Source organism: Neorhizobium huautlense (genome assembly GCF_030811685.1).
Taxonomy (GTDB): domain Bacteria; phylum Pseudomonadota; class Alphaproteobacteria; order Rhizobiales; family Rhizobiaceae; genus Neorhizobium; species Neorhizobium huautlense_A.
Window position 1 is genome coordinate 289,552 of sequence record NZ_JAUSRF010000005.1, and the last position, 26,382, is coordinate 315,933.

Consider the following 26,382-nt stretch of genomic DNA (forward strand, 5'->3'; position numbering starts at 1 on the left):
ATGAAACATTCGGGGCCTGTCCGTAGCTTTGTCACCCCATTCCTGTCCGCACCGCTGAAAAGGTTCGGCAGCGCGGCTCTTGTCGTATGCACTCTTCTGCTCGCGGGCTGCCAGCAGGATCTTTATACCAATCTTGCCGAACGCGAGGCCAATTCCATGGTCGCGACGCTGCAACGCAACGGCATTCCGGCCAGCCGCGTGTTGCAGGACGACGGCAAGATGAAAGTGGTCGTCGACGGTGAACGGTTTGGCGAAGCCGTGCAGGTTCTCGAAGATGCCGGCCTTCCCAAGCAGGCCTTTGCCACGATGGGCGAAGTGTTCCAGCAGGAAGGTCTCGTGGCCTCGCCGACGCAGGAACGCGCCAAAATGCTCTATGCGCTGTCGGAAGAGCTTTCGCGTACCGTTTCCGAGATCGACGGCGTTCTCTCCGCCCGTATTCACATCGTACTGCCGGACAATGATCCGCTGCGCCGCGAGGCCTCGCCATCCTCCGCTTCGGTTTTCATCCGCCATGAGGCGGGGTTGAAGATCGATCCGCTCATTCCGCAGATCAAGACGCTTGTTGCCAACGGCATTGCCGGGCTTTCCTATGACAAGGTTTCGGTCGTACCGGTTGCCGCAGCCGCTGCCCAGCCGGCATCCGCGAGCCAGCCGATGGTGTCATTTCTCGGTCTGTGGATGCTGGAAAGCAGCGTTTCGCGGGCGATGTGGATTGTCGGCGGGCTGGCCGGTCTTGTCGTCGCATTGTTGGCTGGTGTGGCCGCCCTGCTTTTGCGCCAGCGTGATCGAAAAACCTATCAGCTGGAGAGTTTTCGATGAGCGCTCTGCTGGCCGAGATGCATCCGGATCGCATCGCTGTGTGTTTTCGCACGGTCGGTGCCGATGGCCTTCCTGACGGACTGTTGGACGAGCCTCGATTTGCCGCGCGGCTCACACAGATCGTCACGCGCCATTACGACCTTGCCGATACGGGCGAAAGCGTTGAGGAGGCCGATCGGGCGCTTGCCCTGCTTTCGCGTGAAAATCTGGAAAAACTGGCGATCCGTGCCGGTGTCGTGCTGCATGCGCGCCAGTTCGTGCAGGAAATCCGTGGACCGGTTCTGGCCGCATTGGGTGAACGCTTCGGGGCCGACGCTCTGGACGATGCGCGCCGTCACGCCGATCTGGCAATGGACAAGGCGAAAATCGACGATCTCGATAAGCTTGAAGCCGAAATCGCGGGCGATGGAACGGCGTGCCTTGCTGCCTGGATCGAGGCGCTTCCGGTTTCCCTGAAGCGCCGTGTGTGGCTGAAATGGCCTAACGACCATGCTGTTCCGGCGACGGATCGTGTCGATCTGGCCGAGCGCGGCCCGGCCATCCTGCGACGCCTCGGCCTCTTTGAAAGCCGAATCGCATGACGGAAATGCCCAACCGACCGCTTGCCCGGATCATCCGGGCGGAGGAGGCCGAATGCTGGATCGACGGTTACGCCTTTTTGGAGCGCGCCAGGACAGAAGCGGCTGCCATTCGCGCCGGTGCACAGGATGAGGTGGCCAGGGCCCGCGAGGCCGGCCATGAGCAGGGCCGAGAAGCAGGCGAGGCGCAGGCAGCGGCGCTGCTGATGCGCTGCCAGGCCGATGTGGAACGCTATCTCGGCTCGGTGGAGCCGATGGTTGCTAATCTGGCCATGCAGATCGTCGAGCGTGTTATCGGTAGATTCGATGATGCCGAGCTTGTGGCGCGCGCCGCCCGCGAGGCTCTGGACGGACTTCGGGAAGACAAGGCTGTCGTGGTCAATGTCGCGCCCGAGATTTTGGGTGAGGCGCAGCAGCTGCTCGCGGAGATGAATTCGGGTGCCATGACGGTGCGTGTGGCCGCCGATCGGCATCTGTCCGCGCGGCAATGCACGGTAACCACCGCCTCGACCAGCATCGATGTCGGCATCGATACGCAGCTTGAAGCGATCCGCGCCGCCATGCAGGACCAGTATGAGGAGCGGGGCGGCGCATGAACGAGATGCCGCGCGCCAAAAACCTCGAGAGCATTTTGCCGCGGCTGTCGCTGGCGGTGTCCTCCGTCGATACGCGGCCGACGCGCGGGCGGGTGCGGGAAATTCGCGGCGTCATCGTGCATGCCAGCCTGTCCCAAGCGCGGATCGGCGAGCTCTGCCACCTGCGCGATCCGGTAACTGGGCGGCAGGTGCCGGCCGAGGTGATCGGTTTTGAAGACGAGCGGGCCGTGCTCTCGCCGATTGGTGATCTTGAGGGCATGTCGGCGCGGACAGAAGTGATCGCCACCGGGCGGTCCCTGCGGGTGCCGGTCAGCGAGGCGTTGCTCGGGCGCGTCATCGATCCCCTGGGGCGAGCGCTCGATGGAGATGCCGGCCAGCTTGCCACATCGGAAACCTATCCGGTTCAGGCCGATCCGCCACATGCGCTGAAACGCGATATCATCGAACATCCTCTTCGTCTCGGCGTGCGCGCCATCGACGGGTTGATGACGGTGGCGCGTGGCCAGCGCGTCGGCATTTTTGGTGAGCCGGGCGTCGGTAAATCCTCGCTTCTCGCCTCGATCGTTGCGGGCACGGAGGCGGATGTCATCGTCGTCGGACTGATCGGTGAACGTGGCCGCGAAGTGCGCGAATTCGTTGACGTGCAATTGAGCGCTGAGGCGCGCAAAAAATCCGTAACGGTGGTGGCAACCTCGGATCGTCCGGCAATCGAACGCGTCAAGGCCGCCTATGTGGCGACGGCAATCGCCGAATATTTTCGCGATCAGGGTCGCAATGTGCTGCTGCTGATGGATTCCGTGACCCGGTTTGCTCGTGCGCAGCGCGAGATCGGTCTTGCCGTCGGCGAGCCGCCGACGCGGCGCGGTTTTCCGCCATCGTTCTTTGCGGCCTTGCCGCGTCTCTTGGAACGGGCGGGACCGGGCAGGGGCGGTTCCATCACCGCGCTTTATACGGTTCTGACGGAAGGCGATGGCGGGCTGGATCCGGTGGCCGAGGAAACCAAGGCTATTCTCGACGGTCATATCGTGCTCTCCGCCGAACTGGCGCAGCGCAACCATTTTCCGGCGATTGATGTTCTCAAAAGCCGCAGCCGCCTGATGAACACCGTCGCGACGAAGGACCATAGTGACCTTGCCGGTCAGATGCGCGAAAGCATGGCCGCCTATCAGGATATCGAGCTTCTGCTGCGTGTCGGCGAATACAAGGCGGGCAGCGACAAGCGCGCCGATCTGGCCGTCAGTCGCCATGCCGCGATCGAAGCCTTTTTGCGCCAGCCGTCGGATGAGATCTGCGACATGGCGGCAACGCTGAAGGCGATGAAGGAGGCTTTGGGTTGAGCGGTCTTTCCGATCTTTCCCGGCTTCTGGACCTGCGCTCGCTTCGCGAGGAGCGTGCGCGAGCAGCCGTATCGGTGGCCGCGTCGCGCTTGCAGAATGCGGAGCGCGCCGTGTTGGTCGCCGAAGCCGAAATCGACAGGCATGATCGCGAAACCGGACAGAAGGAACAACGCTTTTTCGCGGCCATGGGTATGAGGCCGGTCACTGAAAACGAGCTGGGCCGCTCGCGCGATCTTCTCGGCATCTCCGACCAGAAACGCGAAGGGCTGGTTGTTGCGCGCGATGAGGCGCGGCAGACGGTTGCCACACGACAGACGGAACTTACCGCAGTGCAGGCAGAATGGCGGCAGCGCCTGTTTGAGCGCGACAAGCTGAGTGAAGCGCAAGATCGATTGCGGCGTCAGGAGCTTGGGCGCAGCGATGCCGCCAGCGAATTGGAAGCAGAAGAAATGAGTGCAGACCGGATGCGGATGTCATGCTGAGGGATACAGGTGCCCATTTTGGTCTGGGCTGCGGCGGTGCCAGTGTCGCCGAGATTTTGGTGACGCAGCCAGCACCGGCGCCGGTTTCTCTGGCTGAACGCCTGTCGCGACCCCGCCGGCCGATTGCCGGTATGCTCGCGGGACGAAAGATCGGGCTGCATCCGGCCGTTGGCCGCGTCGATGACAAGCTGGTAGCGATGTCGTTCAGGATCGGCGCTGAAACCTGCCGGCTTCATGCTTCAGCCGGGTTGGTCGACTGGCTGGCGCAACCGCTCGGGCTTGAAGGCGCTCTTATCGACGAGGAGCCCTTGCAGCGCGCGGTGCTTCTTGAACTGGCCGGTCTCGATTTCATTCGCCAGATCGAGGCGCATATCGGCGATGACATTCGTCTGGGCGAAGGCGATGCGGGGCCAACACTGCATGCGCAGGAAATGAGCATCGAAGCCGATGGCACGATGTTGCCCCTGAGGCTCGAGCTGACCGAGCGTCTTGTGGAAAAACTTGCCGATTATCTTGACCGGCTCCAGCCGCCCGAACCGGCCGATCTGTCCGGTGCTGCCGTCGAACTGGTCATCGAAGCCGGGTCACAGGACCTTTCCATTGCGGAGCTGGAAAGTCTTAGCCCCAGTGATGTGGTGATGCTGACGCATCATCGCCCGGTTGTCGTGGCGAATGACCGTCTGGTCGCCGCCGTCCGCCGCAAGGCTGATGGCGTTGAGCTTGATGGCGCGTTTTATCCGCTCACCCGCCGCGCCATGGTTGGTTCATTGGCCGATATCCAGTCGGGCCGCGAAACCCGGCATATGGTGCACATGGTTTCCGAGACCGGTCGTGTGACGACCACAATCGGCGCCATCGATGCTCTCAAGCCAGGCGAGGCGTTGCCGCTCTCCTGTTTCGACGGAACCGGGGTGGACCTCGTTGTCGATAACAGGCGGTTCGGGCGCGGTGAGCTCATCATGATCGGCGCCGGCCTGGGTGTGCGTATCGTTTCCCTTTTTCCCGCAGCCCCCGCCTTAGCACCAGACAGCCGGACAGCATGACCGAATTTCAGCCCAACCTGATTGCCATCATCATCGTCGTTTCGACGATCGGTCTGCTGCCGCTGGCGGTGGTGACGATGACGGGATTTCTAAAGATTTCCGTTGTGCTGTTTCTGATCCGCAATGCGCTCGGCATCCAGCAGTCACCGCCGAACCTCGTGCTTTACGGTATCGCGCTGATCCTCACCGTCTATGTGACGACGCCTCTCGTCGGCAACATGTACCGGGCGGTCGAAAGCCGACCGATCGATATCGAAAGTGTGGAAGGGCTGCGCAGTGTTGGCGAGACGCTTGCCGATCCGCTACGCGAATATCTGAAGCGGTTCGCAAACGAACGGGAACGTCAATTCTTCATCGAGGCGACGGAAAGCGTGTGGTCTCCGGAGGCGCGTGCCGATCTGAAGGAAGACGATCTCGTCGTGTTGATCCCGGCCTTCGTTTCGTCCGAGCTGACACGCGCCTTCGAAATCGGCTTTCTTCTCTACATCCCGTTTCTGGTGATCGACCTGATCGTCGCCAACGTGCTGATGGCGATGGGCATGATGATGGTGTCGCCGACGCTCATCTCCATTCCGCTGAAAATATTCCTGTTCGTGGCGGTGGAGGGCTGGTCGCGACTGATGCATGGACTGATCCTGAGCTATGGAGGATAGCCGATGGGCCAGGAAATCTTTCTCAATGAGATGAACCGGGCGCTGGTGACGGTGCTGATCGTTTCCGCGCCGGCCCTTGGCGTTGCTATCGTCATCGGCGTGGCTGTCGGTCTCATTCAGGCGCTGACGCAGATCCAGGACCAGACTTTGCCGCAGGCGGTGAAGCTCGTGGCGGTCATGCTGGTGCTGATCTTTGTCGGTCCGCTTCTCGCCGTACAGGTGGGCGCGCTTGCCAGCCAGTCGCTGGACAGTTTTGCCTCGCTGACGAGGTAGGGTGACGCGATGAACCTTGCGGCGGTCACGGCAGCGATTACCGAGTTCGCCTACCCCGTTCTGGTGGCGGCGGCGATTGCGGTTGCCCGCGCGATGGGCATGATCATGCTGACGCCGGCCTTCATGCGGCTTGGCCTGACCGGCATCATCCGTTCTTCGGTCGCTTTCGCCATCTCGCTGCCGATGATATTTCCGATCTTCCAGCAACTGGCCGTCAGTGGTCAGCCGACAAGTTTCGATCTCGCCGGCCTGCTGATCAAGGAAATGGTGGTCGGCGCGCTGATCGGCCTCGCCTTCGGCATTCCTTTCTGGGCAGCGGAAGTGGCGGGCGACCTCATCGACCTGCAGCGTGGTTCCACCATGTCGCAGCTTGTCGATCCATTGTCGGCCGGCGAATCCTCGGTGACTGCAACGCTGCTCACCATCACGCTTCTGGCGCTGTTTTTCATGTCCGGCGGTTTCATGCTGTTGCTGGATGGTTTTTACCGCAGTTATCAGCTCTGGCCAGCCGCCAGTTTTTCACCGGTGCTCGATCCATCCGCCTTTGTCGGCATTCTGAAAGTGCTCGACCGCATCATGCAGATCGGCGTCCTCATCATCGCGCCGCTGGTGATCGCCATCCTGATTGTCGATATCATGATGGCCTTTCTGTCGCGCATGGCATCACAGCTTCACGTTTTCGATCTATCCCTGGCGGTGAAGAACCTGATGTTTTCGTTTCTGATGGTGCTTTACCTGAGTTTCATGGTGCCGCTGCTGCTCGATCAGATGGGCGCGCTCAAGGGCACGTTTGAAATCCTGCGTGGTTTTGTCAGCGGTGGCGAGGGGGCCTCATGAACAATCCCATTCTGCCGACACTCGATGGCCTCTTGGGCCTCGCCCAGACATTTTCCGAAAATGCCAGTCAGAAGAACTGGGCCGAGATCGAGGATTTGGAAAAGGAACATGGCGCATCCGACGGCAATGTCCGGCAGATGTTGTCCAATGGTACTTCGCTTTCCACTTTGGCCGGGCCCGCTGATCTTCTGCAACGGGCATCCGCTGCATGGGATGGCAAGGCGGATGCTAGCGGCATGTCGCGTGCGGAAATTTTGGTGGAAGAATCGGCTGAGTTTTCTTCACCTGCAACGGCGCTTCAGGAAGCCGAAACCGGCGCCGAACTGCATTCCGGTAGCAGTGAAATATCACCATCACCGCTCTCCGGCAACAGCGGCAAGCCCGTTTCCGGCCCGCAGCCGTCTATGATGCAGAGTGCCGATTGGAATGGTGTATCCGAGGTCGCTCTCGCGCCGGTCTCCGCAGATGCCGGCAAGGAACGTGTCATTGAAGCAGCCATCGCCGGTGTCGAGCACGCGCTGGCAACATCCGGTCCGGCCGCATCGGCGCAAAAACTGCATGCTGCCACGCGCTCCCTGTCTGCAGAACAGGTTTCGGTTCTGCTCGACAATGCGGCGCCCCTGATCACCCGGCTTGTCGAGCAGGCAGCGCATAGCGAAAACGCGGTTGGCGTGACGGATGAAAAACCGCGCGATGCCAAGGCGGCGCTCGTGCTTGCGCATGTGGCGGCCGCCATCGACAAGGACCCGCGCCCGCCGTCATCGATCCGCCTCTTGCGCGATATCGGCACGATCCTGCTGGCGCCCGCCAACCAGAATGACAATGCCGTATTTTCCGGTCTGGTGCGCACGATTGCCGTTGGCGCCGGTGTGCGGCTGGTTTTGGCCGTGGCGGACGAGCTTGCGCATCGCGATGGCAATCCGTCGCGGGCAAAAGCGCTGGTGACGCTGATGCTGTCGGCATTCGCCGATCTCGGCGCAAGGATCGAGGCAGCCTATTCCGATGTGCTGCAGCAGGTCGGGCCTCTCTGCCTTGAATGGCTTGCCTGGCGTGACGAAGGTGAGGAGCGCGCAATTGCACGGCTCATCGAGCATCTGCAACGACAGCCTGCGGCTCTGGAGGATATGGCCCCGAAACTTGAGAGGCTGGAACAGGTCGGGCTGGAAACCTTTCGCGCAGTTCGGGATCTGGCGGCTTTTGCACTTGATCCCAGACTGGAAACGGTTCGCGGCCATTTCCTGAACAGTCCCGAGATTTTTGGCGCCATCTCCGGCAGCCGCATGGCGATTAGGGACATGCGCCATGCGATGACTGTGCCATCGGCCGGCAATCGCGACGAGACACTCGACATGGTGCGGCTGACGCTCACCGATATCGGCTTTTCCGCACCGCGGGCGGCGTTTCTCGCCGAACTCTGCGAGCTTGAAAACAATGCGCTGATGCTGGGAGCCGGATGGACGGCGCTTGAGAGTTTTCAGTTCATGGAACAGCAGGGCCGGGCTTTTCAGCGTCTGCTCAGCTTCCTCAACGGCCAGTTCGTGATGGCTGCTGCGCCCGATGTCATCGGCTTCGGCGATGACGATATGCAGGTCTGACCAGCGTTTCTGAATGTCGATTGCGAAAAGGCATGCCGGCGATACTTTTTTGCATCGCCGGCATGCCCGTTTCGAACAAAATCAGTTCTGGGCGCGCTGCTTGGTGGCGTCGAGCTCGGTCTTGCTCTCGGTGGTGATCTCGGTGATCTTGGCCGAGGCGCCGATGGCGCGGTCGAACGCTTCGGTCATGGCGGCGATTGCCTCGACGGAAGAGCCTTCAAGGCCACCGGCGGCTGCCCATTCGAGGTTCCAGACGCCCGAAAGACCGTCTTTGCCGGCAACGTCATGGGTTTCGATGGCGGTGAAAACGTCTTCGTGGCGGACCATGTAGGATGCCGCTGCCGATACTTCTGAAGAAACGTTGCCATTGCTGTTGTTGGCGAGAGCTGCAAGTTCCTGCTCGTTGATGGCGGACTTGCCGTTTTCCTTCAGATATTCCACGAGAACCTGACTGGATTTCGCGGCATTCAGCTTCTGCTCGAACGATGCCGAATTGCTGGTGGGGGATGTTGGCGAAACATTGGTTGGCAAAGTGATAGACATGAAAACCCTTCCCTTGGCTTGGAACCGTTAGGATCTATTAACCACCTGCGTGACGCTGGTATGAAAAGGAAGGTGCATCCCGGCAAACGGTCTATTGCACGCCCAAAATCTCGGGCTGGATCTCGATCAGGGCCGTCGAAGGGGCGTGAGGCGAATCGATCAGGTCGAAAAGGCGGTCGATCATCACCGGGACATTCTGCCGAACCATCAGGAAATGCGGGTTGAAGACGGCGGCCAACGGGTCCCAGTCGAAACAGCCGAACACGATTTCACTCATGTTGTGGCCCTGTTCGTTGAACCACCGCGCGATGCCTTCCAGGGTGATGGTGGAGTTCACGAAGATGGCCGATGGCAAGGTCTTGTGCTTGAGCAGATAGGCATCGAGAACCGGTGCTGCCCGCGCGCCGGAATAACCGCATGGCATGATATTTTCCTCGGGGCTTTCCAGACCGCGCGCCGTCAGGGCTTCCCGGAAACCGGCGATACGTTCGCGCGTATTGTGATCCTCGATCCGCCCGCCGACGAACAGGATCGGATCCTGCGGGTTTCCGCGATCTTCCAGCCGGTCGAGAATCGCCGTGGTCAGTGCTTTAGCGCCATTGCGGTTGTCGGATATGACGGAAGGTGCCAGCCTTCCCGGAAGGTCGAGATTGATGGTTTCCACGCCCTGCGCATGGCACATGCGGGCGATGCTGTCGGGATCGGTTGCGCCGGTGCAGATGAGTTTTTCCACCCGGTGGGCAATCATCATCTGGGCAGCGGCCTGCTCCTGCTGCGGGTCGCGATTGGTGCAGGAGACGATGGCAAAAAGCCCGCGTTTGCGCGCCTCGGCCTCAAAAATCTGGGCGATGGAGCTGAAATAGCGGTTGTCGTAAAGCGGCAGGATCATGCCGATGATGCCGGAACGCTCTCGTCTGAGTGCGCGTGCCTGCATGTTGACCGAATAATCCGCGTCCGCCGCCACGGCGAGGATGCGCGCCGCCAGCTTTTCGCTGATCCGGCGGTTCTGCCAGGTTCCGTTCAGAACGGCGCTCACGGTGCTGGGCGACGAACCGGCAAGTTTCGCCAGGTCATAGATCGTCAGACGCTTCGGTACTTCGGTGGACAAATCGGCACTCCTGAAGGGATTCGGAAATTAGCATTGACAAGCCGCTTCGCAACAACATAATGCACAACCGATTGCGCAATGCTGCACAAAGGATTGTGCATAAATTTGCTTTTGCCGGTGGAGGTGAAACCGGCGACATAGGGAGGGTCTCATGAAGCGCAGAGCTTTTATTCTCGCAACGATGCTTGCCGGTTCGATGCTTGCGGCCTCGGCGCTGGGCGGCGGTGCCGCATTGGCTGCTGACAAGCCGACAATCGCCGTTGTTGCGAAGGTTGGTGGTATCCCGTGGTTCAACGCCATGGAAAAGGGCATCAAGGAACAGGGCGAGGCGCTTGGCGTCGAAGCCTACATGATAGGCCCGACCAGCGCCGATCCGGCCCTGCAGGTGCGCGCCGTCGAAGATCTCATCGCCCGTGGCGTCGATGTCATTGGTGTTGTTCCAAACGATGCCAAGGTTCTGGAGCCGGTTCTCAAGAAGGCGCGCGACAAGGGTATCGTCGTTTTGACGCATGAAAGCCCGGATTCGGAAAATATCGACTTCGATTTCGAGATGATTTCCGCCCAGCAACTGGGCGAAGAGCATGCCAAGCTGCTCGCCAAGACGACTGGCTGCAAGGGCTCCTATGCGGTTTTCGTCGGTGGTCTCAGTGTTCCGGCGCATAACGCCTGGGCGGATGCCGCAGTCAAATGGCTGTCGGCCAATTGCCCGGACATGAAGCAGGCGGCCGATCGTTTCGGTGTTGCCGAAAGCGTTGATGACAGCCGCGACACCGCGCTCGATCTCATTCGCGCCAATCCGGATCTCGCAGGCATCATGTCTTTCGGCAGCCAGGGTACCGTTGGTGCCGCGCGCGCCGTCAAGGAGCGTGGTCTTGGTGGCAAGGTTGCCGTCATGGGTCTGTTTTCGCCGGGGCAGGGGCGTCGCCTCGTGCATGAAGGCGTCATCACCGGTGGTTTCCAGTGGAGCCCGCTTGAAGCCGGCAAGGCTTTCGTCGCGCTCGGCGACAAGCTCGTGAAGGGCGAAAAGGTCGAGGACGGCGCCGATCTTCCGGTTCTCGGTCCGGTCAAGATGGAAGGCAAGGTTCTGTTTGCCTCCAAGCCGCTCGAACTGAGCAAGGAAACCGTCGACGGTCTGGCCGAACTCGGCCTCTGATATCCTCCCAAGGGACTGAACAGCCGCCGGCATTCCGGTCGGCGGCTGTTCCCGCACGGTGACGGCAAGGTCAAAATCATGATGGATATTGCAATAAGCGCCAAGCATATCAGCAAGGTGTTTGGACAGGTGCGCGTTCTCGACGATGTCGCGTTCGAACTGCGCCGCGGCGAGGTCCTGTGCCTTGCCGGAGAAAACGGCTGCGGCAAGAGCACGCTGATTAAGATCATCAACGGTGTCTATACGCCCGAGGCGGGTGCCGAATTCCAGTTCGGCGACGACAAGGTGTCCGGTGTCACGCCGCATGATGCGCGTCATCGCGGCATTCATGTCATCTGGCAGGATCTGGCACTTTTCCCGCACCTGACCGTTGCCGAAAATATCGTCTTCGACGACTACGTCGCCAGCCCGCTTCGTCCGCTATCGCGCAAGAAAGCGCACGACGAGGCGCGCAGGATCATCGGCAAGATCGGTGCGGATCTCGATCCGGACATGCTGGTCGAGGACCTGTCCATCGCCAAGCGTCAGCTTGTCGCCATCTGCCGTGTCATGCGGGCGGAAGCAAAGATCATCTTCATGGACGAGCCGACGGCCTCGCTCACCGCGCGCGAAGTGAAGGCGCTGCTCGATATTGCCCGCACCTTGTCTGCTCAAGGCATATCGATCGTGTTCGTTAGCCACCGTCTTTCCGAAGTGCTGGATGTCTGCCAGCGCGTCACGGTGCTGCGCAATGGCAAGCTGGTCGGCACCTATCCGACGGAAGGCATGACGCAGGCGCGGCTTTCCGAGCTGATGACCGGCCGCGAACTGACGCAGGAACCGCGTGCGGCCGGCAAGGTCGGCGAGCTTCTGCTGGAACTTCAGGGCTTGAGCCGGACCGGCGAATTCGAGGATGTGTCCCTGAAACTGCATCGCGGCGAAATCCTCGGCCTTGCAGGTCTGTTGGGGGCCGGGCGCACGGAACTGGCGCATGTGATCTTTGGCATGCATGCACCGAGTTCGGGCCGCATGTTCAAGGACGGCAAGCCCTTGGCGCTGTCGTCGAACCGTGACGCGGTTGCCGCCGGCATTGCCTATGTCTCGGAAGATCGTCTCAATCTCGGTCTGGTGCAGAACCAGTCGATCAACATGAACACGGCCGCAACCGTTCTTCCAGAGCTGGAAGCGCCGCGTTTCTTCCTGTCGCCGAAGCGCATCAGGCAGTTGACGGCGGACTGGATCGCCCGGCTGCAGACCAAGGTTTCGAATGCGGAACTGCCGGTTTCATCGCTTTCAGGCGGCAACCAGCAACGTGTCGTTCTGGCCAAATGGCTGGCGACCAAGCCGGATGTCCTCATTCTCGATTGCCCGACCGTCGGTGTCGATGTCGGCGCCAAGCAGGGCATTTTTACAATCATCCGCGATCTGGCGGATCAGGGCATGTCGATCATCCTGATTTCCGACGAGGCGGGCGAACTCTGGTACAACAGTGACCGCATTCTGCTCCTGCGCGACGGGCGTCTGGTCGAGGAAGCCCGGCCAAGCGACATCAAGGAAGAAGAGTTGGAGGGAATGATCAATGCCTAACATCCGTCTCGGCACGGAAGGCGTGCTCGCACTCCTGATCCTTGCCCTCTGTATCCTGCTCGGCTTTACCACCGACACGTTCCTGTCGCTGCAGAACCTGTTCGATCTCCTCAACAACCAGTCGGTCAACATCATCTTTGCCGTCGGGCTGGTCGTCGTTTTGATTGCAGGCGGCATCGATATCTCCTTCGCCGTTGCGGCCTCGGTCGTGCAATATGTGGTTCTCACATTGCTGATGCCGATCGGTGGCGGAAACTGGTTTTTCGGGATCGCGCTGGCCATGGCCTGCGGCGCGGTTCTCGGCCTCTTCAATGCCTTCCTGATCCACCAGTTCCGTATCGTGTCGATCATCGCGACGATCGGTACGTTCAATCTCTATTTCGGCCTGCTGATGTATTTCACCGGCGGTGTCTCGATCTACGATATTCCCGACTGGCTCTACGATGCCGTACCGCTGGTCGCGCTTCCGGCCGAACGGGGGACTGCTACACTTTATCTGCCGGTGGCGGTGATGATCGTCATGTCGCTTCTGACATGGTTCATCCTGGCCAGAACCGGTTTCGGCCGCGCCGTTTATGGCTACGGTTCCAGCCCGGAAGCGGCTTTGCGCTCCGGTGTGCGGGCATGGCAAATTCAGGCCTTTGCTTATGGCTGGCTTGGTCTGTGTGCCGGTGTCGCAGGCCTCATGCAGGCGCATATCGTTCAGGAAGCGGTGCCGAATGCCCTGAACGGGCAGGAATTGCCGATCCTGGCATCCGTCGTGCTCGGCGGCGCCACGCTTGGTGGCGGGCGCGGCACGGTCATCGGCGCCATCCTCGGCGTGCTGCTGCTTGCCGTGGTGCAAAATGGCCTCAACCTGATGGGCGTGACACCCTATGCTTTCCAGATGATCGTTGGCTTCATCATTCTGGTGGCGATCACGGCCAGCAATCTTGGAAAAATCCTGCCCGGTAAAGCGCGGGCGAGGGAGGTTTGATCATGGCGTCCGATAGCACAAAGACGGTGTCTTCCGCACTTTCGCCAAAACAGATCGGTGGCGATGCAATCGAGCTGATGGTGATGGCGCTGTTGCTTGCCGCAAGCATTGCGCTGTTTTCCTTCATGGCGCCGGGCTTCCTGAGTACAGGCAACTTTTCCTCCATGGCGCTGCAGCTGCCGGAACTTGCCATTCTTTCTCTCGCCATGTTCGTGCCGATCATTTCCGGCGGCCTGAACCTGTCGGTGACGTTTACCGCCAATATCGCCGGTCTCACCACCGCCTGGCTGGTCAAAGGCGCTCTCGTCAGCGCCGGTTTTGCCAGCCTGCCGCTGGCAATCGCCGCCGGTCTTGCCGCCGGTGGTCTCTCGGGTTTCATGATCGGCGTGATCGTCGCCTATGTCGGCGCGCATCCGATCCTCGTGACATTGGGCGCGATGATTTTTTTGCGCGGTCTCGGTGAGTTTCTCACACGCGGCGGTGACATTTCCGGCATGCCGGAAGCGTTTCTGGCCATCGGCAACAGCGCCTTCCTCGGCATTCCGATGCCGATGCTGATCTTTCTGGTTGCCGCAGGCGTGCTGGCCTACATCATGCAGTTCACGCGCGCAGGCTTTGCCATCCACATGATCGGTTCCAACCTCAAGGCCACCGAATATTCGGGCATCAACGTCAAGAAGGTGACGATCATCCTCTACACCCTGTCCGGTGTGCTGGCAGGCCTTGCGGGCATGATCATGCTGGCGCGCTTCAATTCGGTGCGTGTCGGTCACGGGGAGAGCTATCTCCTGATCACGATTCTCGCCTGTTTCATGGCCGGTGCCAATCCGTTCGGTGGTTTCGGACGTGTCCTGCCCCTGGTGCTCGGCCTGATGAGCCTGCAGGTGATCGCATCTGGTATGAACCTGATGGGCGCCAGCCAGCATCTGGCAACAGCCGTGTGGGGCGCATTCCTGATCGCGGTTATGATCGTGCGTGCCCCATTCCTCAAGAAGACGTGAAGTAGGTGAAGATCAGCATGAACGTTCAGGATTACGTCGTCGGCATCGACATCGGCACGGGCAGCGCACGCGCCGGCGTTTTTGACCACAAGGGCAATCTTCTGGCCGAAGCCAAACAGGCGATCGCCATGAACCGGCCGCAGACGCATTTCGTCGAGCAGAGCACGACGGATATCTGGCAGGCCATCTGCCATTCGGTTCGCAAGGCGGTCGGTGATGCCGGTATTGCGGCAGAACGCGTGAAAAGCGTTTCGGTCAGCGCCACCTGTTCGCTTGTCCTGCTGGACAAGCAATATGCTCCGCTTCGCCTTTCCGAAGGCGATCCGGCCTGGGATATCATCGTGTGGATGGATCACCGTGCGACGGCCGAGGCCGAGGAATGCACGGCGACCGGCGGCGCACCGCTCGCCAATCTCGGTGGCGTCATGTCTCCGGAAATGGAAATGCCGAAGCTGATGTGGCTGAAGCGCAATCGCCCCGACCTTTACGCCAATATCGGTTACGCTGGCGATTTGGGTGATTGGGTCGGGTTCAAATGCACCGGTTCGCTGGAGCGCTCGGTCTGCATGCTGGCCTGCAAATGGACCTTTGACCCGCGCCCCGGCTTTGGTTGGGATCGCGATTTCCTGAGCCAGATCGACATGCTCGATGTTATCGAGCGGGCAGGCCTGCCTGAAACCGCACTGCCGGTCGGAGCGACGCTTGGCCCGCTGACGGCAGAAGCCGCGAGCGATCTCGGCCTCACCACCGACTGTATGTTTGCCGTCGGAATGATCGATGCCTATGCCGGCGCGCTCGGCACACTGGGTCGCAGTCTTCAGGACAAGCCGGAACATCGGCTGGCGCTGATTGCCGGCACGTCTACCTGCCATATCGCCGCCCAGCCGGAGCGGCGTGAAGTGCCGGGCGTCTGGGGCCCTTATCCCGGCGCGCTGTGCGACGGTTATGTCGCCAACGAAGGCGGGCAGAGTGTCACCGGCGCATTGCTCGATCACATCGTGGCACTGTTCGCCGGTGGCCGCGAATTTGGCGAGGATCCGCATGGCGAATTGTCGGCGCTTCTGCTTGAGCGCCTCGAAAACGGCGATCCGGCCCCCGACATTCACGTGCTGCCGGATTTCATCGGCAACCGCTCTCCCTTCGCCGATGCCGACATTCGCGGCAAGATCGTTGGCCTGACGCTGGAAGATCCACGTGAAAGTTTCATCAAGATCTATTGGGCGGCAGCGACGGCGCTGGTTTACGGCACGCGGCTGATCATCGAGCGCATGAACGCGCATGGTTATGCGATCGATACGTTGCATATCAGCGGCGGCCACAACAAATCGCCATTGCTGCGCAAGCTTTATGCGGATGGCACAGGCTGCAGGATCGTGCTTTCGCAGGCGCGCGAACCCGTGCTGCTTGGCGCAGCGGTCGCGGCCATGGCGCCGTTCAGTTCCGGCGATGTGCTGGCGGTGGCCAATGCGCTTGAACCCGGCGAGGATATTCTTGAGCCGGATGCGGCCTATCGAGCCATGCATGAAGAGCGTTACGAGGCTTTCAAGGCGCTTTACTGAACCGTGTTGGCGACAAGGTGACGTACGTCACACCTTGTCGCCGTCATTCGTTACATCACGTGGGGCATCCGCTCCCGTCAGCCGCTTCGTCCAGCCTTCCACGCGGTTCGTCTGCAGCCTGCGGGCGGCATGGGTTCGCCAGCCCTCGGCGAGTGCCGGCAGTTCGGCAAGCGCTTCCAGCTCACGCCGATTGAGCGTGTCGATGTAGAAAACCCGCCACACCCGCGCGACTGTCCAGTCAGGAAATGGCCGGTCAATCAGGGTCAACCTGTCGCCGGGGGCGACCTCTCCAGCGATGATCACGCGGTAATACCAGCCCGTTCGGCCGCTCGTTTGCACGGATTTCGCCATGTCGGACCGGCCGAAACGTTCGTTCAGCTTCCAGCAGGGTTGCCGCCCCTGGCTGATCTCGATGGTCGCGCTTCCCAGCCGGAAAACATCGCCGATCGCGACCGTTTCCTCGGTCATGCCTTCTGTCGAAAGGTTTTCGCCGAATGCGCCGGGCTGTTTCAGCATGGCGTGGTGGCCTATCTCCTTCGCCCACATCGCATAATGATCGAAAGGATAATGGTGCACGGCTTTTTCAGGGCCGCCATGCCGCACGCGGTCGCCCTGCTCGTCTCCGGAAAAACCGAGTTCGGTCAGGGAGAGGACGGATTGGACGGGTGATTTTGCAATGCCGCTTGGGGCGCCGCGCGCGCCAAGCGGTGCAACCTTGCCCACCAGCAGATCCTTCAACGGGCATGGGATCACGGGCGGGCCTCACGGTTTGCGAGCGTTTCGCTCGTCAGGATGGTTTGCGTTTCTTTCGTCACAAGATCAGGCCGCACCGGTTGAAGTTTCGGGCATTTCGCAGCGACCGGCCAGGCAATCGTCGCTTTCGCCTTCAGCCGGGGATGACAATGTCACAGACGGCTTTTCGGCCAGTGCCATGGCAATGCGCGCGCCGACGACAATGTCATCTTCGACACCGAAGACATGATGGCGAATGGTGCCGTCTCTGCCAATCAGAATCGACGAGGGCGTGCCGCGCAATCTGAAACGCTGCATGGTGATCGGCGTTTCAGAGTGTTCATCCGCCAGATCGACGCCGACCGGATGGGTGATGCGGTATTCGTGCAGAAACGCTTCCAGCGTCACCGGGGTCATTGCGGCATGGTGCTCGAAAACGGTGTGGAGGCCGATGATCTGCAGATCGGTATCGGCAAAGACGCGTTCGATCTTCTGCACCTGAGGGATCGATTGCGCCACGCAGCCGGGGCAGAGAAGCTGGAAACTGTGCAGCAGCACCGGGCGGCCGCGCAATCCGGCAAGCGTCAAGGGGGCTGCCGTGTTGAACCATTGGCTGATCGCAAGCTCCGGAGCCGGAGCCGGAGACTGTCTCGAAATATCCATCGTCATGTTCCTTTTGAAAAGGGCGAGCCGCACCAACAGGCGCTCCGCCCGTCAGGTTCGGTGTTACGCAGAGGCGCGTGTGGGCATCGCGCCTGTTGCGTTTGATGGTTCGATGAGGGTAATCCTGAACATGTTCTTTCCTTTCAATGCCTGGAGGGGAGGGATTGTCGGTTCGGTGATGGCAGTCTCCGAACCGACGCTTTATTATTTGGTGGGCATTACTTTGCGGGCATGACCTTGCCGGGCAGGCTGAGATTGCCGGATGCGACCTTGAAGACGTCGCTGACGCACAGAAGCGGCGCATGCAGATTGCCGTTGATCTTGAGACCGGCGGTGACGCCGTCATAGGACGCGCCGACAAGACCGCCGATCAGCGATAGCGGGATTTCCACATCGACACGATCTCCCTTGAAGTCCGTCGGATAGTCCGGGCTGTCGATCAGCAGCGGTACGCCGGGCCATGTCGCCGGCACTTTCGGCTTTGCGCCTTTCGGAATGTCGACAACTTTCAAACCGGCACCACAGGCTTCGTCCTTGGCCAGCACGACCCAGTGCGGATGCCAGACATGACGGTTCTTGCCGCCATTCGCCGCATCGTCGAAATCTGGATGGAAGGTGACGGCAAGTGCGACAATGCCTTGGCTTTTCTCAAATCCGATCGCACCACTATCGAGGCTGGTCGGCCAGACATAGGCATAGACGCTCGATCCTTCGAACTTGCCGGTTGCATCGGGCTTGTCCTTGCCGGCCTCGCCGCGCACGCGGGTCGAGAAGACCGCAGTCTTGCCCTTGGTCGTTATCGTCGTTTCGATGATATCGAACGATGCCTGCACCGCATCGTTTGGTTCCGCCTTGATGGAATGTGCATGGGCCGATGAAAGCCATAGCGATGCCACCCCGGCAACAAGCGCGCCGGCTACAAATTTCCCCAACATGGACAATCTCCTTTTCTTTCCTTGCCTGGAGGGTTTCGCCTATCCCTTTTCGAAAAGGTTCCAGGTGGCAGCCCGGAGCGTCGGATCGGCGGTTTCATGTTCACGACAATCGATGCGGAGGTCCCGCTGGCCGAAAGCCGCGTCTACGAACTGACAATGATGCGGCCTGACCGCATCGGAATGGGCATAAGGCGTGAAATACCGACAGCTGACGCACATGCGCTGGATCGGTATCGCGTCGCGTTCCTGGAGGTGCCGGATCATCTTCACGAGACTGACCAGCAATTCCTCCTGTTCTGCGTTGGCCAGCGCGCCAACCGCATCCTGCGCCGCCCCGACACTGGAACCGGTCTTTGCGGCCAGGATCGAGCGGCCCTTTGGCGTCATCACCACCTTGACGGCGCGCCTGTCGGCGCCGTCGCTGTTTTTGGTCACGAGTTCCTTGCGCTCGAGCGCGGCAATGGAATCCGTTGCTGTCGGCTGCGAGACGCCGAGATTGGCGGCGATCTCCTTGACGGTCAGCCCATCGCCACGGCCTTCGAGCAATTCGAGGATCGACAATTGCGTCGGGTTGAGGCCGGATGCCTTGGCGCGGTTCCAGTCCTCGTTGCGCATGACGGTGGCGATCCGGGAAAGCCCTTCCCGGATGCGGTGGTTGACTGAACCTGGCTCTTTCATCGTTTCCATGGTGATAAATATATATAGGACTCCTATTTATGCAAGGGGTGCCTATACGATTGATTGCTTTTGGTCGGGAGAGGGCAGGCTTAAGCAGCCCGTATGATCATTTGGCGGAAAGAAAGCCCTGACGCTGCAGGATATGTTGTGCACCGCTTTTTACATGCTGCTCGACGATGTCTTTCGCCGCGCCGGCATCCTTCCGAAGAGCGATGTCGAACAGCATCTTGTGATCATCGACGACAGCCCGGCCACGAAAACTTTCGGCGAGCATGTGGTAGCGCAGGAAACGATCGAAGACGGAGGAGAGGCTCTGCATCAGTGTCGCAGAATTGCAGGCCGATACGATGGCCTGGTGAAACTCCCAGTCGGCTCGCACCCAGTCGATTGTCCGGGCGGTATCGCCGGCCAGAAGCCGCCTTTCAATGGCGGCCAGCTTATGGTGCGCGGCGACGATGCGGCCTTCCCATTCGAGATCGCCGGCGGCAAAGGACAGGTCGATCGCATGGCATTCGAGCACGATGCGCAGGTCGGCGAGTTCCATCAATTCCTGTCGTGAAACGGGGCTCACCTCGAAACCACGCTGACCTTCGGCAATGACCAGATTTTCCGCCGTCAGCCGATAGAGGATTTCCCTGAGCGACGACACGCTGACCGAGTAGCGCTGCCTTGCCTGTTCGAGCTTGATCTTGCTGCCTGGCGGCAAAATACCGAGGATGATGTCCTCGCGCAGCTTGTGAAAGACGGATTCGCTGACGGACTGTCCGGCCTCGTTTTCCGGCGGTGCCGCAAGGAGATCCGGTTTTACTGTTTTCTTAGCCATCGTTCAGCGGCTTTCTGGCCAGGGCATGTTCGACCCCGCCTTGAATATGCTGGACGAGCAGCTTTCGCGCTGTTTCCTGGTCCCGTTTCATCGCTGCATCGAGAAGCTGCTGGTGTTCATCGGACGCAACGTCGCCACGATAGGAGAGCGCGACCATCTGATAGCGCAGGTATTTGTCGAAAACGACGGAATGGGTGTCCATCAGCAGTTTGGAGCCGCAGGCCGAGATCAGTGCCTGATGGAATTCCCAGTCATAGCGTTTCCAGTCTTCCGCCCTACTGGTATCGCCAGTCGCCATCACCTGTTCCATGCGCGCCAGCTTGTAATGAGCGGATACCAGACGGGCCTCCCATTCGACATCGCCGTTTTCGAAGGATTGCGCCAGCGCATGGGTTTCCAGCAGCAGGCGCAGTTCCGCGGTTTCGCGAAGATCGGCTTCCGAAATCGCCGCCACTTCGAAGCCGCGCTGCCCCTCGGCCGTCACGAGACCTTCCGAGGACAGCCGGTTGAGGATTTCTCTCAAGGTGCTGACGCTTGTGGCGTAGTCATCCTTGAGCTTGTCGAGTTTCAGTTTGCGGCCCGGCGGCAGGCGCGCGAAGATTATGTCGGCACGAATGCGTTTGTAGGTGCTTTCGGCGACAGTCTGGTTGCTGATGTCCATGGGCATTCGCGGATCTCGGGCATTTCCTTGATCCTCATATAATCGTTCAAATGCGGTCTGCTCAAACGATATTGTCATTTCCCTGCACATCTTTCGAAAACCGAGCTTTTACGCGCGCGGGACGCCTTCCGGGCGAAGCGCCTTCTTTAATGCGGCAATGCGGAAGATGGCGTTGGCTGCGCCGTAACCGCGATAACCGCTGCGCTGGACGATCTCGAAGAAAAAGCCCTCGCCGAATGTCGTGCTGTAAAGCTGGAAATATTCGCCGTGATCGTCGCGGTCGTAGAGGATGTTGTCCGCCTTCAGCCTCTCGGTCAGGTCCGGATCGAGGCCGAAACGTGCTTCCACATCGCCATAATAGTTGGGCGAGATCGGCAGGGGTTTGAAGCCGTTGGCCCGCAATGCGGCGGCAGTCGCAAAGATGTCGTCAGTGTGGAAAGCCAGATGCTGGATGCCCGAGCCGAACTTTTCCGCGATGAAATGACCCGCCAGCGTTCGGCGGTTTTCCGCGCCGTTCAGGGTGATGCGCAGGCTGCCTTCGGCATTTTCCACCACCTGACTGCGCACCACACCGGCAGGATCGATGATATCAACCATTGGGGTTTTGCGGGCTTCGAATATGGATGTGTAGAACAGAAGCCAGGTGAGCATTTCATCATAAGCGACTGTCTGGGCGATATGATCGACATGCAGGAGATGCGTGGTTTCAAGGGCGTCGCCATGATTTGTGACGGGGATGAAATCGATGTCGGCAAAACGGCCGAGATCGCCCTTGTCGTCGATGAGATAAACCAATCCGCCGCCGACGCCGCGAATGGCGGGTATCCGCACTTCGCCCTCCGCCACCACTTGTTCGAAGGGGGCAGCGCCAAGGGCAATGGCACGCGCAAACGCCTTCTGGGCGTCATCCACCACGAGCGCCACGGCATAAGCCGTCGTGCCGTGCACCGCGAAGGATGCATTGGCAAATCCCTGCTCGTCGGTATTGACCAGCAGCCGGATTTCTCCCTGTTCGAACAGCGAGACCTTTTTGCTGCGATGTCTTGCTGTCTGCCGGAAACCCAGCGTTTTCAAAATGGTGGTGAGATCTTCTGCGTCCTTTTCATCGGCTGAAAACTCCACGAATCCCACACCCTTGACCGCTGCCTGTTGCGGCATGTCCGGCACGGACAGGGTTGCCGCTTCCGGTGAGCGGCGCACCTGATCGCCGAGATAGATCAGCGATCGATGGCCATCCGCGGCAATCGCCTTTGGCGAGCCTCCCCGGAACTGGTCGTTGAAGATTTCCAGCGAGAGATAGCCATCATAACCGGTGGCGGCGATGGCCGATGTGAACTCGGTGACCGGCAGATCGCCTTCGCCCGGCATGTTGCGGAAATGCCGTGACCAGTAGAGCAGATCCATGTCGATCAGCGGCGCATCGGCCAGTTGCACGATGAAGATCTTGTCCTTGGGGATCGAGCGGATCGAGTTGATATCGATCTTGCGCGACAAGGTGTGAAAACTGTCGAGGATGATGCCGATATTGGCATGATCGGCGCGGCGCACGATCTCCCAGGCATCGCGGTGATCGTTGATATGCCGGCCCCAGGCCAATGCCTCATATCCCACTTTGAGGCCACGTTTGGCTGCGCGCTCGCCCAGTTCATGAAAATCCGCGGCTGCCCTATCTATGCCGCCAAGAGAAGCAGGAGACACGTTGGAGCAGACCAGAACGAGGTCGGTGCCCAATTGTTGCATGATATCGAACTTGCGTTCCGCGCGGTCGAATGTGCGGCTGCGCAAGGGTTCCGGCATGCCCTCGAAATCGCGAAATGGCTGGAACAGGGTGATCTCCAGCCCGTGATCGCGCACCATGCGGCCGACATCTGCCGGACTGCCGTCAAAGGCCAGAAAATCATTTTCGAAAATCTCGACGCCGTCAAAACCGGCGGCCGCGATGGCTGCGAGTTTTTCCGGAAATTCGCCGCTGATCGAAACGGTCGCGATGGACGTTTTCATTGGCTCTCCTTCTGTGGCTCCTCCCGAGCCTTGTTTTCATATCATAGATAGGTCAATTTCCGTGTAAATCAGAAACATCATATATTTTGAAAAAACTATGTTGAAATGCAATCTGTCTCGTGGCAAGTTTGACACTTGTCAGCAGGAGGAGCTGGCAGGCCTGACTGGCCATCAAAGGGAGGAGCACCATGTTCAAAATCGCATTGAAGCGCCGTCAGGCGCTGCTGGGCGCACTTGCGTTCGCTGCCGCGGCCTCGCTGTCGCAGCCGGCTGCGGCCATCACGCCGGATGAAATCAAGGCCCGCGGAAAACTCGTGGTCGGCATTCAGGGCGACAACCCGCCTTGGGGTTTTGTCACCAGCGCCGGCAAGCAGGACGGTTTTGATGCCGAAATGGGCGCTTTGTTCGCCAAGGAACTGGGCGTCGAGGTGGAATTCGTGCCGCTCGAAGTCAATAACCGCATTCCGGCGCTGACCTCTGGTCGCGTCGACATTCTCTTCGCGACCATGGCCATGCTACCGGATCGCGCCAAGGCCGTGCAGTTCAGCCAGCCGTATAACGCCAATGCCATCGTGCTGATCGGCCCGAAGGACAAGGTGATCAAGACGAACGAGGACATGGCCGGCCTGACGATCAGTGTCGCCAAGGGCGCGGCGCAGGACACGCAGGTCACGAAAAATGCCCCCTCCAGCGCAACGATTCGCCGTTATGACGGTGACGCTGCCAGCGTTCAGGCGCTCGCCTCCGGCCAGACCGATGCGCTCGGCGGCAATATCTTCTATCTCGATCGTGTCGAAAAGGCCGTGCCCGGCAAGTTCGAGAACAAGCTCGAATTCCAGAAGCTCTACAACGGCGCCTGCACCCGTCTTGGCGAAAAGGAAATCAACGTCGCGGTGAATGCGTTCATCGACAAGATCAAGGCGAATGGTGAGCTGAAGAAGATCTACGACAAGTGGATGAAGGTGCCCGTGCCGGAATTCCCCAAAAGCCTCGAGGGTATTTCGTTCACCGCGAACTGACCGTATTGCGGTCCGTTTGAGCTTACGAGTCGGCGTTTCTGAAAACGCCGGCCAGTGCCGGTGCCGGGCAATGTGCCACGGCGCCGGCGCCGCTGGAGCCGATTTCCATGTCCAAGACGATCTATGTTCTGAACGGGCCCAATCTCAACCTTCTGGGTGAGCGGGAGCCTGAAATCTATGGCACGACCAGTCTGGTGGACATTCGCGATGCGTGCCATGCGAAAGCCGAGGCGGTGGGGTTTGAGGTCGAGTTCCGGCAGACCAATTTCGAAGGCGAGCTGGTGGAATCCGTGCACCAGGCGCGCAGCGAGGCCTGCGGTATCATCATCAATCCGGCCGGTTACACGTTCACCTCGATTGCGCTTCTGGATGCGCTCAAGATGTTCGACCGCCCGAAGATCGAACTGCATATCTCCAACGTGCATGCCCGTGAAAGCATCTACCACAATTCCCTGATCTCGCGCACCGCGACCGGCATCATGATCGGTTTCGGCGCAAGGGGCTACGAGCTTGCCATCGAGGCGATGGCGGGAATGGTCAGGCCGTCCTGAGGCACATCTGCAGGAAACACCATGAACTACACTTTGGATTTCACGCCTGTCATCGATGGCCTGCCGAGCCTGCTCTCGGCATGTCTCGGCACATTCTTCCTGGCCATTTGCGGCATGCTTCTGGCAACCGTGATCGGCATCGGCGGCGTCGTGTTGCGCCAGTCGCCGATCAAGGCGCTGCGCTGGCTGGTCATCGGTTTTGTCGAGATCATCCGCAACACGCCGTTTCTCGTGCAGATCTTCTTCATCTATTTCGCACTTCCGCTGGCGGGTATCCGGCTGGATCCGACGCCGACCGCCATCATTGCGCTCGGCATCAATGGCGGCGCCTATGCGATCGAGATCATCCGTGGCGGTGTCCAGTCCATCTCCAAGGGGCAGATGGAAGCCGGTCTGGCGCTTGGTCTGCACAAGGCGCAGGTGTTTCGCCTGATCATCCTCAAGCCGGCGCTGCGGGCGATCTATCCGTCGCTGACCAGCCAGTTCGTTCTCCTGACACTGTCGACCAGTATCGCGTCTGCGATCTCGGCCTATGAGCTGACCTCGGTATCGCAGCGGATCGAATCCGACAGTTTCCGCAGCTTTGAAGTCTACTTCACCGTGACGGTCTTCTACCTCGTCATTTCCTGGGTGATGATGCGTATCTTCGCGTTCTTCTCTGCCCGCTATTTCAGCTATCCGGTCAAGTGAGGAGAACGGCACGATGGGTCGCGATGAATTTGTCTTTCTCCTGATCGGTCTCAAGTGGACGGTGGCGCTCTCCGTGGTCGCCTTTATCTGCGGCTGTATTGCCGGGCTGATCGTGGCGCTGGCGCGCACCTCGGGCATTACGCTTCTGGAGCGGATCACCGCCGGTTATATCGCCGTGTTTCAGGGCACGCCGCTGCTCATGCAGCTTTTCGTGGTCTATTACGGTCTGGCGCTGATCGGTATCCGCATGGATGCCTGGGCGGCGGTGTCGGTCGGCCTCACCCTGCATGCCAGCGCCTATCTCGGCGAGATCTGGCGTGGTTCGATCGAGGCGGTGCCGAAGGGGCAGACCGAGGCGGCAAAGGCGCTGGCGCTTCGATACTTCTCGCGGATGAAGGATGTCGTGCTGCCGCAGGCGATCCGCATCTCGCTGCCGGCAACGATCGGTTTCCTCGTGCAGCTCATCAAGGGCACGTCGCTGGCGTCCATCGTCGGTTTCACCGAGCTTACCCGCGCCGGCAACATCATCTCCAACCAGATCTTTCAGCCCATCACGGTCTTCGGCATCGTCGGCATCCTCTATTTCCTGATGTGCTGCCCGCTGACCATCTACGGCGCGCATCTGGAGCGCAAGTTTGCCGCATCCACTCGCTGATCATCGACCATCGGCCACCATTCGAAACATTCGGAGCATTCCCAATGACCCAAGCTGCAATCCAGGCGGATGCCTCTGACGCGATGATCACCATGACCGGGGTCGGCAAATGGTATGGCGCATTCCAGGCGCTTCATAATGTCGATATCACCGTCGCGCAGGGTGAAAAGATCGTGCTTTGCGGGCCTTCCGGCAGCGGAAAATCGACACTGATCCGCTGCATCAATCATCTGGAAGCCTATCAGGAGGGTGAAATCCGGGTGGGTGGCATGCTGCTCGGTCACCAGTCCAAGACGATCGATGCCGTTCGCCGCGAGGTCGGCATGGTGTTCCAGCAGTTCAATCTCTTCCCGCATCTGACGGTGTTGCAGAACTGCATGCTGGCTCCGGTCAAGGCTCTGGGTCTCGGCAAGGCTGATGCCGAAGAACGTGCGCGGCAGCTTCTGGAGCGTGTGAAAATTTCCGAACAGGCGGAAAAATATCCGGCCCAGCTTTCCGGCGGCCAGCAGCAGCGTGTCGCCATCGCGCGCGCGCTTTGCATGCGGCCGAAGGTGATGCTGTTCGATGAACCGACATCGGCACTCGATCCGGAAATGGTCAAGGAAGTGCTGGATACGATGATCGCGCTGGCGGAGGAGGGGATGACGATGATCTGCGTCACCCATGAAATGGGCTTTGCGCGGCAGGTGGCCGACCGGGTCATCTTCATGGCCAGCGGCGCCATCGTGGAAGAGGCGCCGCCTGCCGAGTTTTTCTCCAATCCGCAGCACGAGCGCACGCGCAAGTTTCTGGGTGAAATTCTGGGACGGCACTGATGTCGTCCGTCGCCCGTTCACACGCCGCTGGCGGAAGGTA

The 26,382-nt window shown here is 60.0% G+C and carries 29 protein-coding genes; 20 read left to right on the top strand and 9 right to left on the bottom strand.

The annotated features are described in order from the left end of the window. Genes sctJ through J2T09_RS09740 form a run of 10 tightly spaced genes read left to right on the top strand, consistent with a single transcriptional unit; the run spans position 1 to position 8,213 of the window. Positions 1 to 819 carry a type III secretion system inner membrane ring lipoprotein SctJ gene (sctJ, locus tag J2T09_RS09695; RefSeq protein ID WP_306833700.1) on the top strand — a complete coding sequence of 273 codons (819 nt, stop codon included), beginning with the start codon at positions 1 to 3 and terminating at the stop codon, positions 817 to 819. Then, positions 816 to 1,400, top strand: coding sequence for a hypothetical protein (locus J2T09_RS09700; RefSeq protein ID WP_306833702.1), 585 nt, complete (start codon positions 816 to 818; stop codon positions 1,398 to 1,400). The genes sctJ and J2T09_RS09700 overlap by 4 nt, the downstream gene beginning before the upstream one ends. Then, positions 1,397 to 1,993, top strand: a complete 597-nt coding sequence (sctL, locus tag J2T09_RS09705) for a type III secretion system stator protein SctL (RefSeq protein WP_306833704.1) — start codon at positions 1,397 to 1,399, stop codon at positions 1,991 to 1,993. Before J2T09_RS09700 ends, sctL begins: the two co-directional genes overlap by 4 nt. After that, the gene (locus J2T09_RS09710) at positions 1,990 to 3,330 is read left to right on the top strand and encodes a FliI/YscN family ATPase (protein WP_373458409.1); all 1,341 of its coding nucleotides are present in this window, start codon (positions 1,990 to 1,992) and stop codon (positions 3,328 to 3,330) included. The genes sctL and J2T09_RS09710 overlap by 4 nt, the downstream gene beginning before the upstream one ends. Continuing rightward, a complete protein-coding gene (gene sctO, locus J2T09_RS09715; RefSeq protein ID WP_306833706.1) occupies positions 3,327 to 3,812 on the top strand; it encodes a type III secretion system stalk subunit SctO in 486 nt (161 codons plus the stop codon). The genes J2T09_RS09710 and sctO overlap by 4 nt, the downstream gene beginning before the upstream one ends. Continuing rightward, positions 3,806 to 4,855, top strand: coding sequence for a FliM/FliN family flagellar motor switch protein (locus J2T09_RS09720; protein ID WP_306833708.1), 1,050 nt, complete (start codon positions 3,806 to 3,808; stop codon positions 4,853 to 4,855). Before sctO ends, J2T09_RS09720 begins: the two co-directional genes overlap by 7 nt. After that, a complete protein-coding gene (gene sctR / locus J2T09_RS09725) occupies positions 4,852 to 5,508 on the top strand; it encodes a type III secretion system export apparatus subunit SctR (protein WP_306833710.1) in 657 nt (218 codons plus the stop codon). The genes J2T09_RS09720 and sctR overlap by 4 nt, the downstream gene beginning before the upstream one ends. A gap of 3 nt (positions 5,509 to 5,511) precedes the next feature. Further along, entirely contained in the window at positions 5,512 to 5,781 is a 270-nt protein-coding gene (locus J2T09_RS09730) for an EscS/YscS/HrcS family type III secretion system export apparatus protein (protein ID WP_306833712.1), read from the top strand. A 9-nt stretch (positions 5,782 to 5,790) separates the two neighbouring features. Continuing rightward, positions 5,791 to 6,618 carry a type III secretion system export apparatus subunit SctT gene (gene sctT, locus J2T09_RS09735; protein ID WP_306833714.1) on the top strand — a complete coding sequence of 276 codons (828 nt, stop codon included), beginning with the start codon at positions 5,791 to 5,793 and terminating at the stop codon, positions 6,616 to 6,618. Further along, a complete protein-coding gene (locus J2T09_RS09740; RefSeq protein WP_306833716.1) occupies positions 6,615 to 8,213 on the top strand; it encodes a hypothetical protein in 1,599 nt (532 codons plus the stop codon). Before sctT ends, J2T09_RS09740 begins: the two co-directional genes overlap by 4 nt. 81 nt (positions 8,214 to 8,294) lie before the next feature. Here the strand turns inward: J2T09_RS09740 and J2T09_RS09745 are convergent, their stop codons facing one another. Further along, positions 8,295 to 8,756 carry a hypothetical protein gene (locus J2T09_RS09745; RefSeq protein WP_306833717.1) on the bottom strand — a complete coding sequence of 154 codons (462 nt, stop codon included), beginning with the start codon at positions 8,754 to 8,756 and terminating at the stop codon, positions 8,295 to 8,297. Between the two features lie 91 nt (positions 8,757 to 8,847). Beyond that, on the bottom strand, positions 8,848 to 9,864 hold the full coding sequence (locus tag J2T09_RS09750; RefSeq protein WP_306833719.1) for a substrate-binding domain-containing protein: 1,017 nt from the start codon (positions 9,862 to 9,864) through the stop codon (positions 8,848 to 8,850). A gap of 151 nt (positions 9,865 to 10,015) precedes the next feature. Between J2T09_RS09750 and J2T09_RS09755 the strand changes: the two genes are divergently transcribed. From J2T09_RS09755 to J2T09_RS09775, 5 genes are all read left to right on the top strand, one after another. After that, positions 10,016 to 11,017, top strand: coding sequence for a substrate-binding domain-containing protein (locus tag J2T09_RS09755; RefSeq protein WP_306833721.1), 1,002 nt, complete (start codon positions 10,016 to 10,018; stop codon positions 11,015 to 11,017). 78 nt (positions 11,018 to 11,095) lie between these two features. Next, positions 11,096 to 12,583: a sugar ABC transporter ATP-binding protein gene (locus J2T09_RS09760; RefSeq protein WP_306833723.1), complete on the top strand. Its 1,488-nt coding sequence runs from the start codon at positions 11,096 to 11,098 to the stop codon at positions 12,581 to 12,583. Next, a complete protein-coding gene (locus J2T09_RS09765) occupies positions 12,576 to 13,559 on the top strand; it encodes an ABC transporter permease (RefSeq protein ID WP_306833725.1) in 984 nt (327 codons plus the stop codon). The genes J2T09_RS09760 and J2T09_RS09765 overlap by 8 nt, the downstream gene beginning before the upstream one ends. A gap of 2 nt (positions 13,560 to 13,561) precedes the next feature. After that, on the top strand, positions 13,562 to 14,560 hold the full coding sequence (locus J2T09_RS09770; RefSeq protein WP_306833727.1) for an ABC transporter permease: 999 nt from the start codon (positions 13,562 to 13,564) through the stop codon (positions 14,558 to 14,560). 17 nt (positions 14,561 to 14,577) lie between these two features. Continuing rightward, positions 14,578 to 16,119, top strand: a complete 1,542-nt coding sequence (locus J2T09_RS09775; RefSeq protein WP_306833729.1) for an FGGY-family carbohydrate kinase — start codon at positions 14,578 to 14,580, stop codon at positions 16,117 to 16,119. A gap of 27 nt (positions 16,120 to 16,146) precedes the next feature. Here J2T09_RS09775 and J2T09_RS09780 read toward each other — a convergent pair whose 3' ends face one another. The 7 genes from J2T09_RS09780 to J2T09_RS09810 form a co-directional block, all read right to left on the bottom strand. Next, positions 16,147 to 16,869: an MOSC domain-containing protein gene (locus J2T09_RS09780; protein WP_306833902.1), complete on the bottom strand. Its 723-nt coding sequence runs from the start codon at positions 16,867 to 16,869 to the stop codon at positions 16,147 to 16,149. 69 nt (positions 16,870 to 16,938) lie between these two features. Beyond that, positions 16,939 to 17,514: a redoxin domain-containing protein gene (locus J2T09_RS09785; RefSeq protein ID WP_306833731.1), complete on the bottom strand. Its 576-nt coding sequence runs from the start codon at positions 17,512 to 17,514 to the stop codon at positions 16,939 to 16,941. Positions 17,515 to 17,732: 218 nt separating this feature from the next. Continuing rightward, entirely contained in the window at positions 17,733 to 18,449 is a 717-nt protein-coding gene (locus J2T09_RS09790) for a hypothetical protein (protein WP_306833733.1), read from the bottom strand. Between the two features lie 39 nt (positions 18,450 to 18,488). Beyond that, positions 18,489 to 19,127 carry a MarR family winged helix-turn-helix transcriptional regulator gene (locus J2T09_RS09795; protein ID WP_306833735.1) on the bottom strand — a complete coding sequence of 213 codons (639 nt, stop codon included), beginning with the start codon at positions 19,125 to 19,127 and terminating at the stop codon, positions 18,489 to 18,491. Between the two features lie 106 nt (positions 19,128 to 19,233). Further along, positions 19,234 to 19,950: a GntR family transcriptional regulator gene (locus J2T09_RS09800; RefSeq protein ID WP_306833737.1), complete on the bottom strand. Its 717-nt coding sequence runs from the start codon at positions 19,948 to 19,950 to the stop codon at positions 19,234 to 19,236. After that, a complete protein-coding gene (locus J2T09_RS09805) occupies positions 19,943 to 20,617 on the bottom strand; it encodes a GntR family transcriptional regulator (RefSeq protein WP_306833739.1) in 675 nt (224 codons plus the stop codon). The genes J2T09_RS09800 and J2T09_RS09805 overlap by 8 nt, the downstream gene beginning before the upstream one ends. A 102-nt stretch (positions 20,618 to 20,719) precedes the next feature. Next, positions 20,720 to 22,612: a bifunctional sugar phosphate isomerase/epimerase/4-hydroxyphenylpyruvate dioxygenase family protein gene (locus J2T09_RS09810; RefSeq protein WP_306833741.1), complete on the bottom strand. Its 1,893-nt coding sequence runs from the start codon at positions 22,610 to 22,612 to the stop codon at positions 20,720 to 20,722. Between the two features lie 188 nt (positions 22,613 to 22,800). Here J2T09_RS09810 and J2T09_RS09815 point away from each other — a divergent pair, with 188 nt between their 5' ends. The 5 genes from J2T09_RS09815 to J2T09_RS09835 all read left to right on the top strand — a co-directional run bounded on the left by J2T09_RS09815 (position 22,801) and on the right by J2T09_RS09835 (position 26,342). Then, complete coding sequence (locus tag J2T09_RS09815) at positions 22,801 to 23,631, top strand: transporter substrate-binding domain-containing protein (RefSeq protein WP_306833743.1); 831 nt, start codon at positions 22,801 to 22,803, stop codon at positions 23,629 to 23,631. Between the two features lie 107 nt (positions 23,632 to 23,738). Next, entirely contained in the window at positions 23,739 to 24,182 is a 444-nt protein-coding gene (gene aroQ / locus J2T09_RS09820; RefSeq protein WP_306833745.1) for a type II 3-dehydroquinate dehydratase, read from the top strand. 21 nt (positions 24,183 to 24,203) lie between these two features. Further along, positions 24,204 to 24,872, top strand: a complete 669-nt coding sequence (locus J2T09_RS09825; RefSeq protein WP_306833748.1) for an amino acid ABC transporter permease — start codon at positions 24,204 to 24,206, stop codon at positions 24,870 to 24,872. Positions 24,873 to 24,885: 13 nt separating this feature from the next. Next, positions 24,886 to 25,527, top strand: coding sequence for an amino acid ABC transporter permease (locus J2T09_RS09830; RefSeq protein WP_306833751.1), 642 nt, complete (start codon positions 24,886 to 24,888; stop codon positions 25,525 to 25,527). 83 nt (positions 25,528 to 25,610) lie between these two features. After that, the gene (locus J2T09_RS09835; RefSeq protein ID WP_306833903.1) at positions 25,611 to 26,342 is read left to right on the top strand and encodes an amino acid ABC transporter ATP-binding protein; all 732 of its coding nucleotides are present in this window, start codon (positions 25,611 to 25,613) and stop codon (positions 26,340 to 26,342) included. Positions 26,343 to 26,382: the final 40 nt, after the last annotated feature.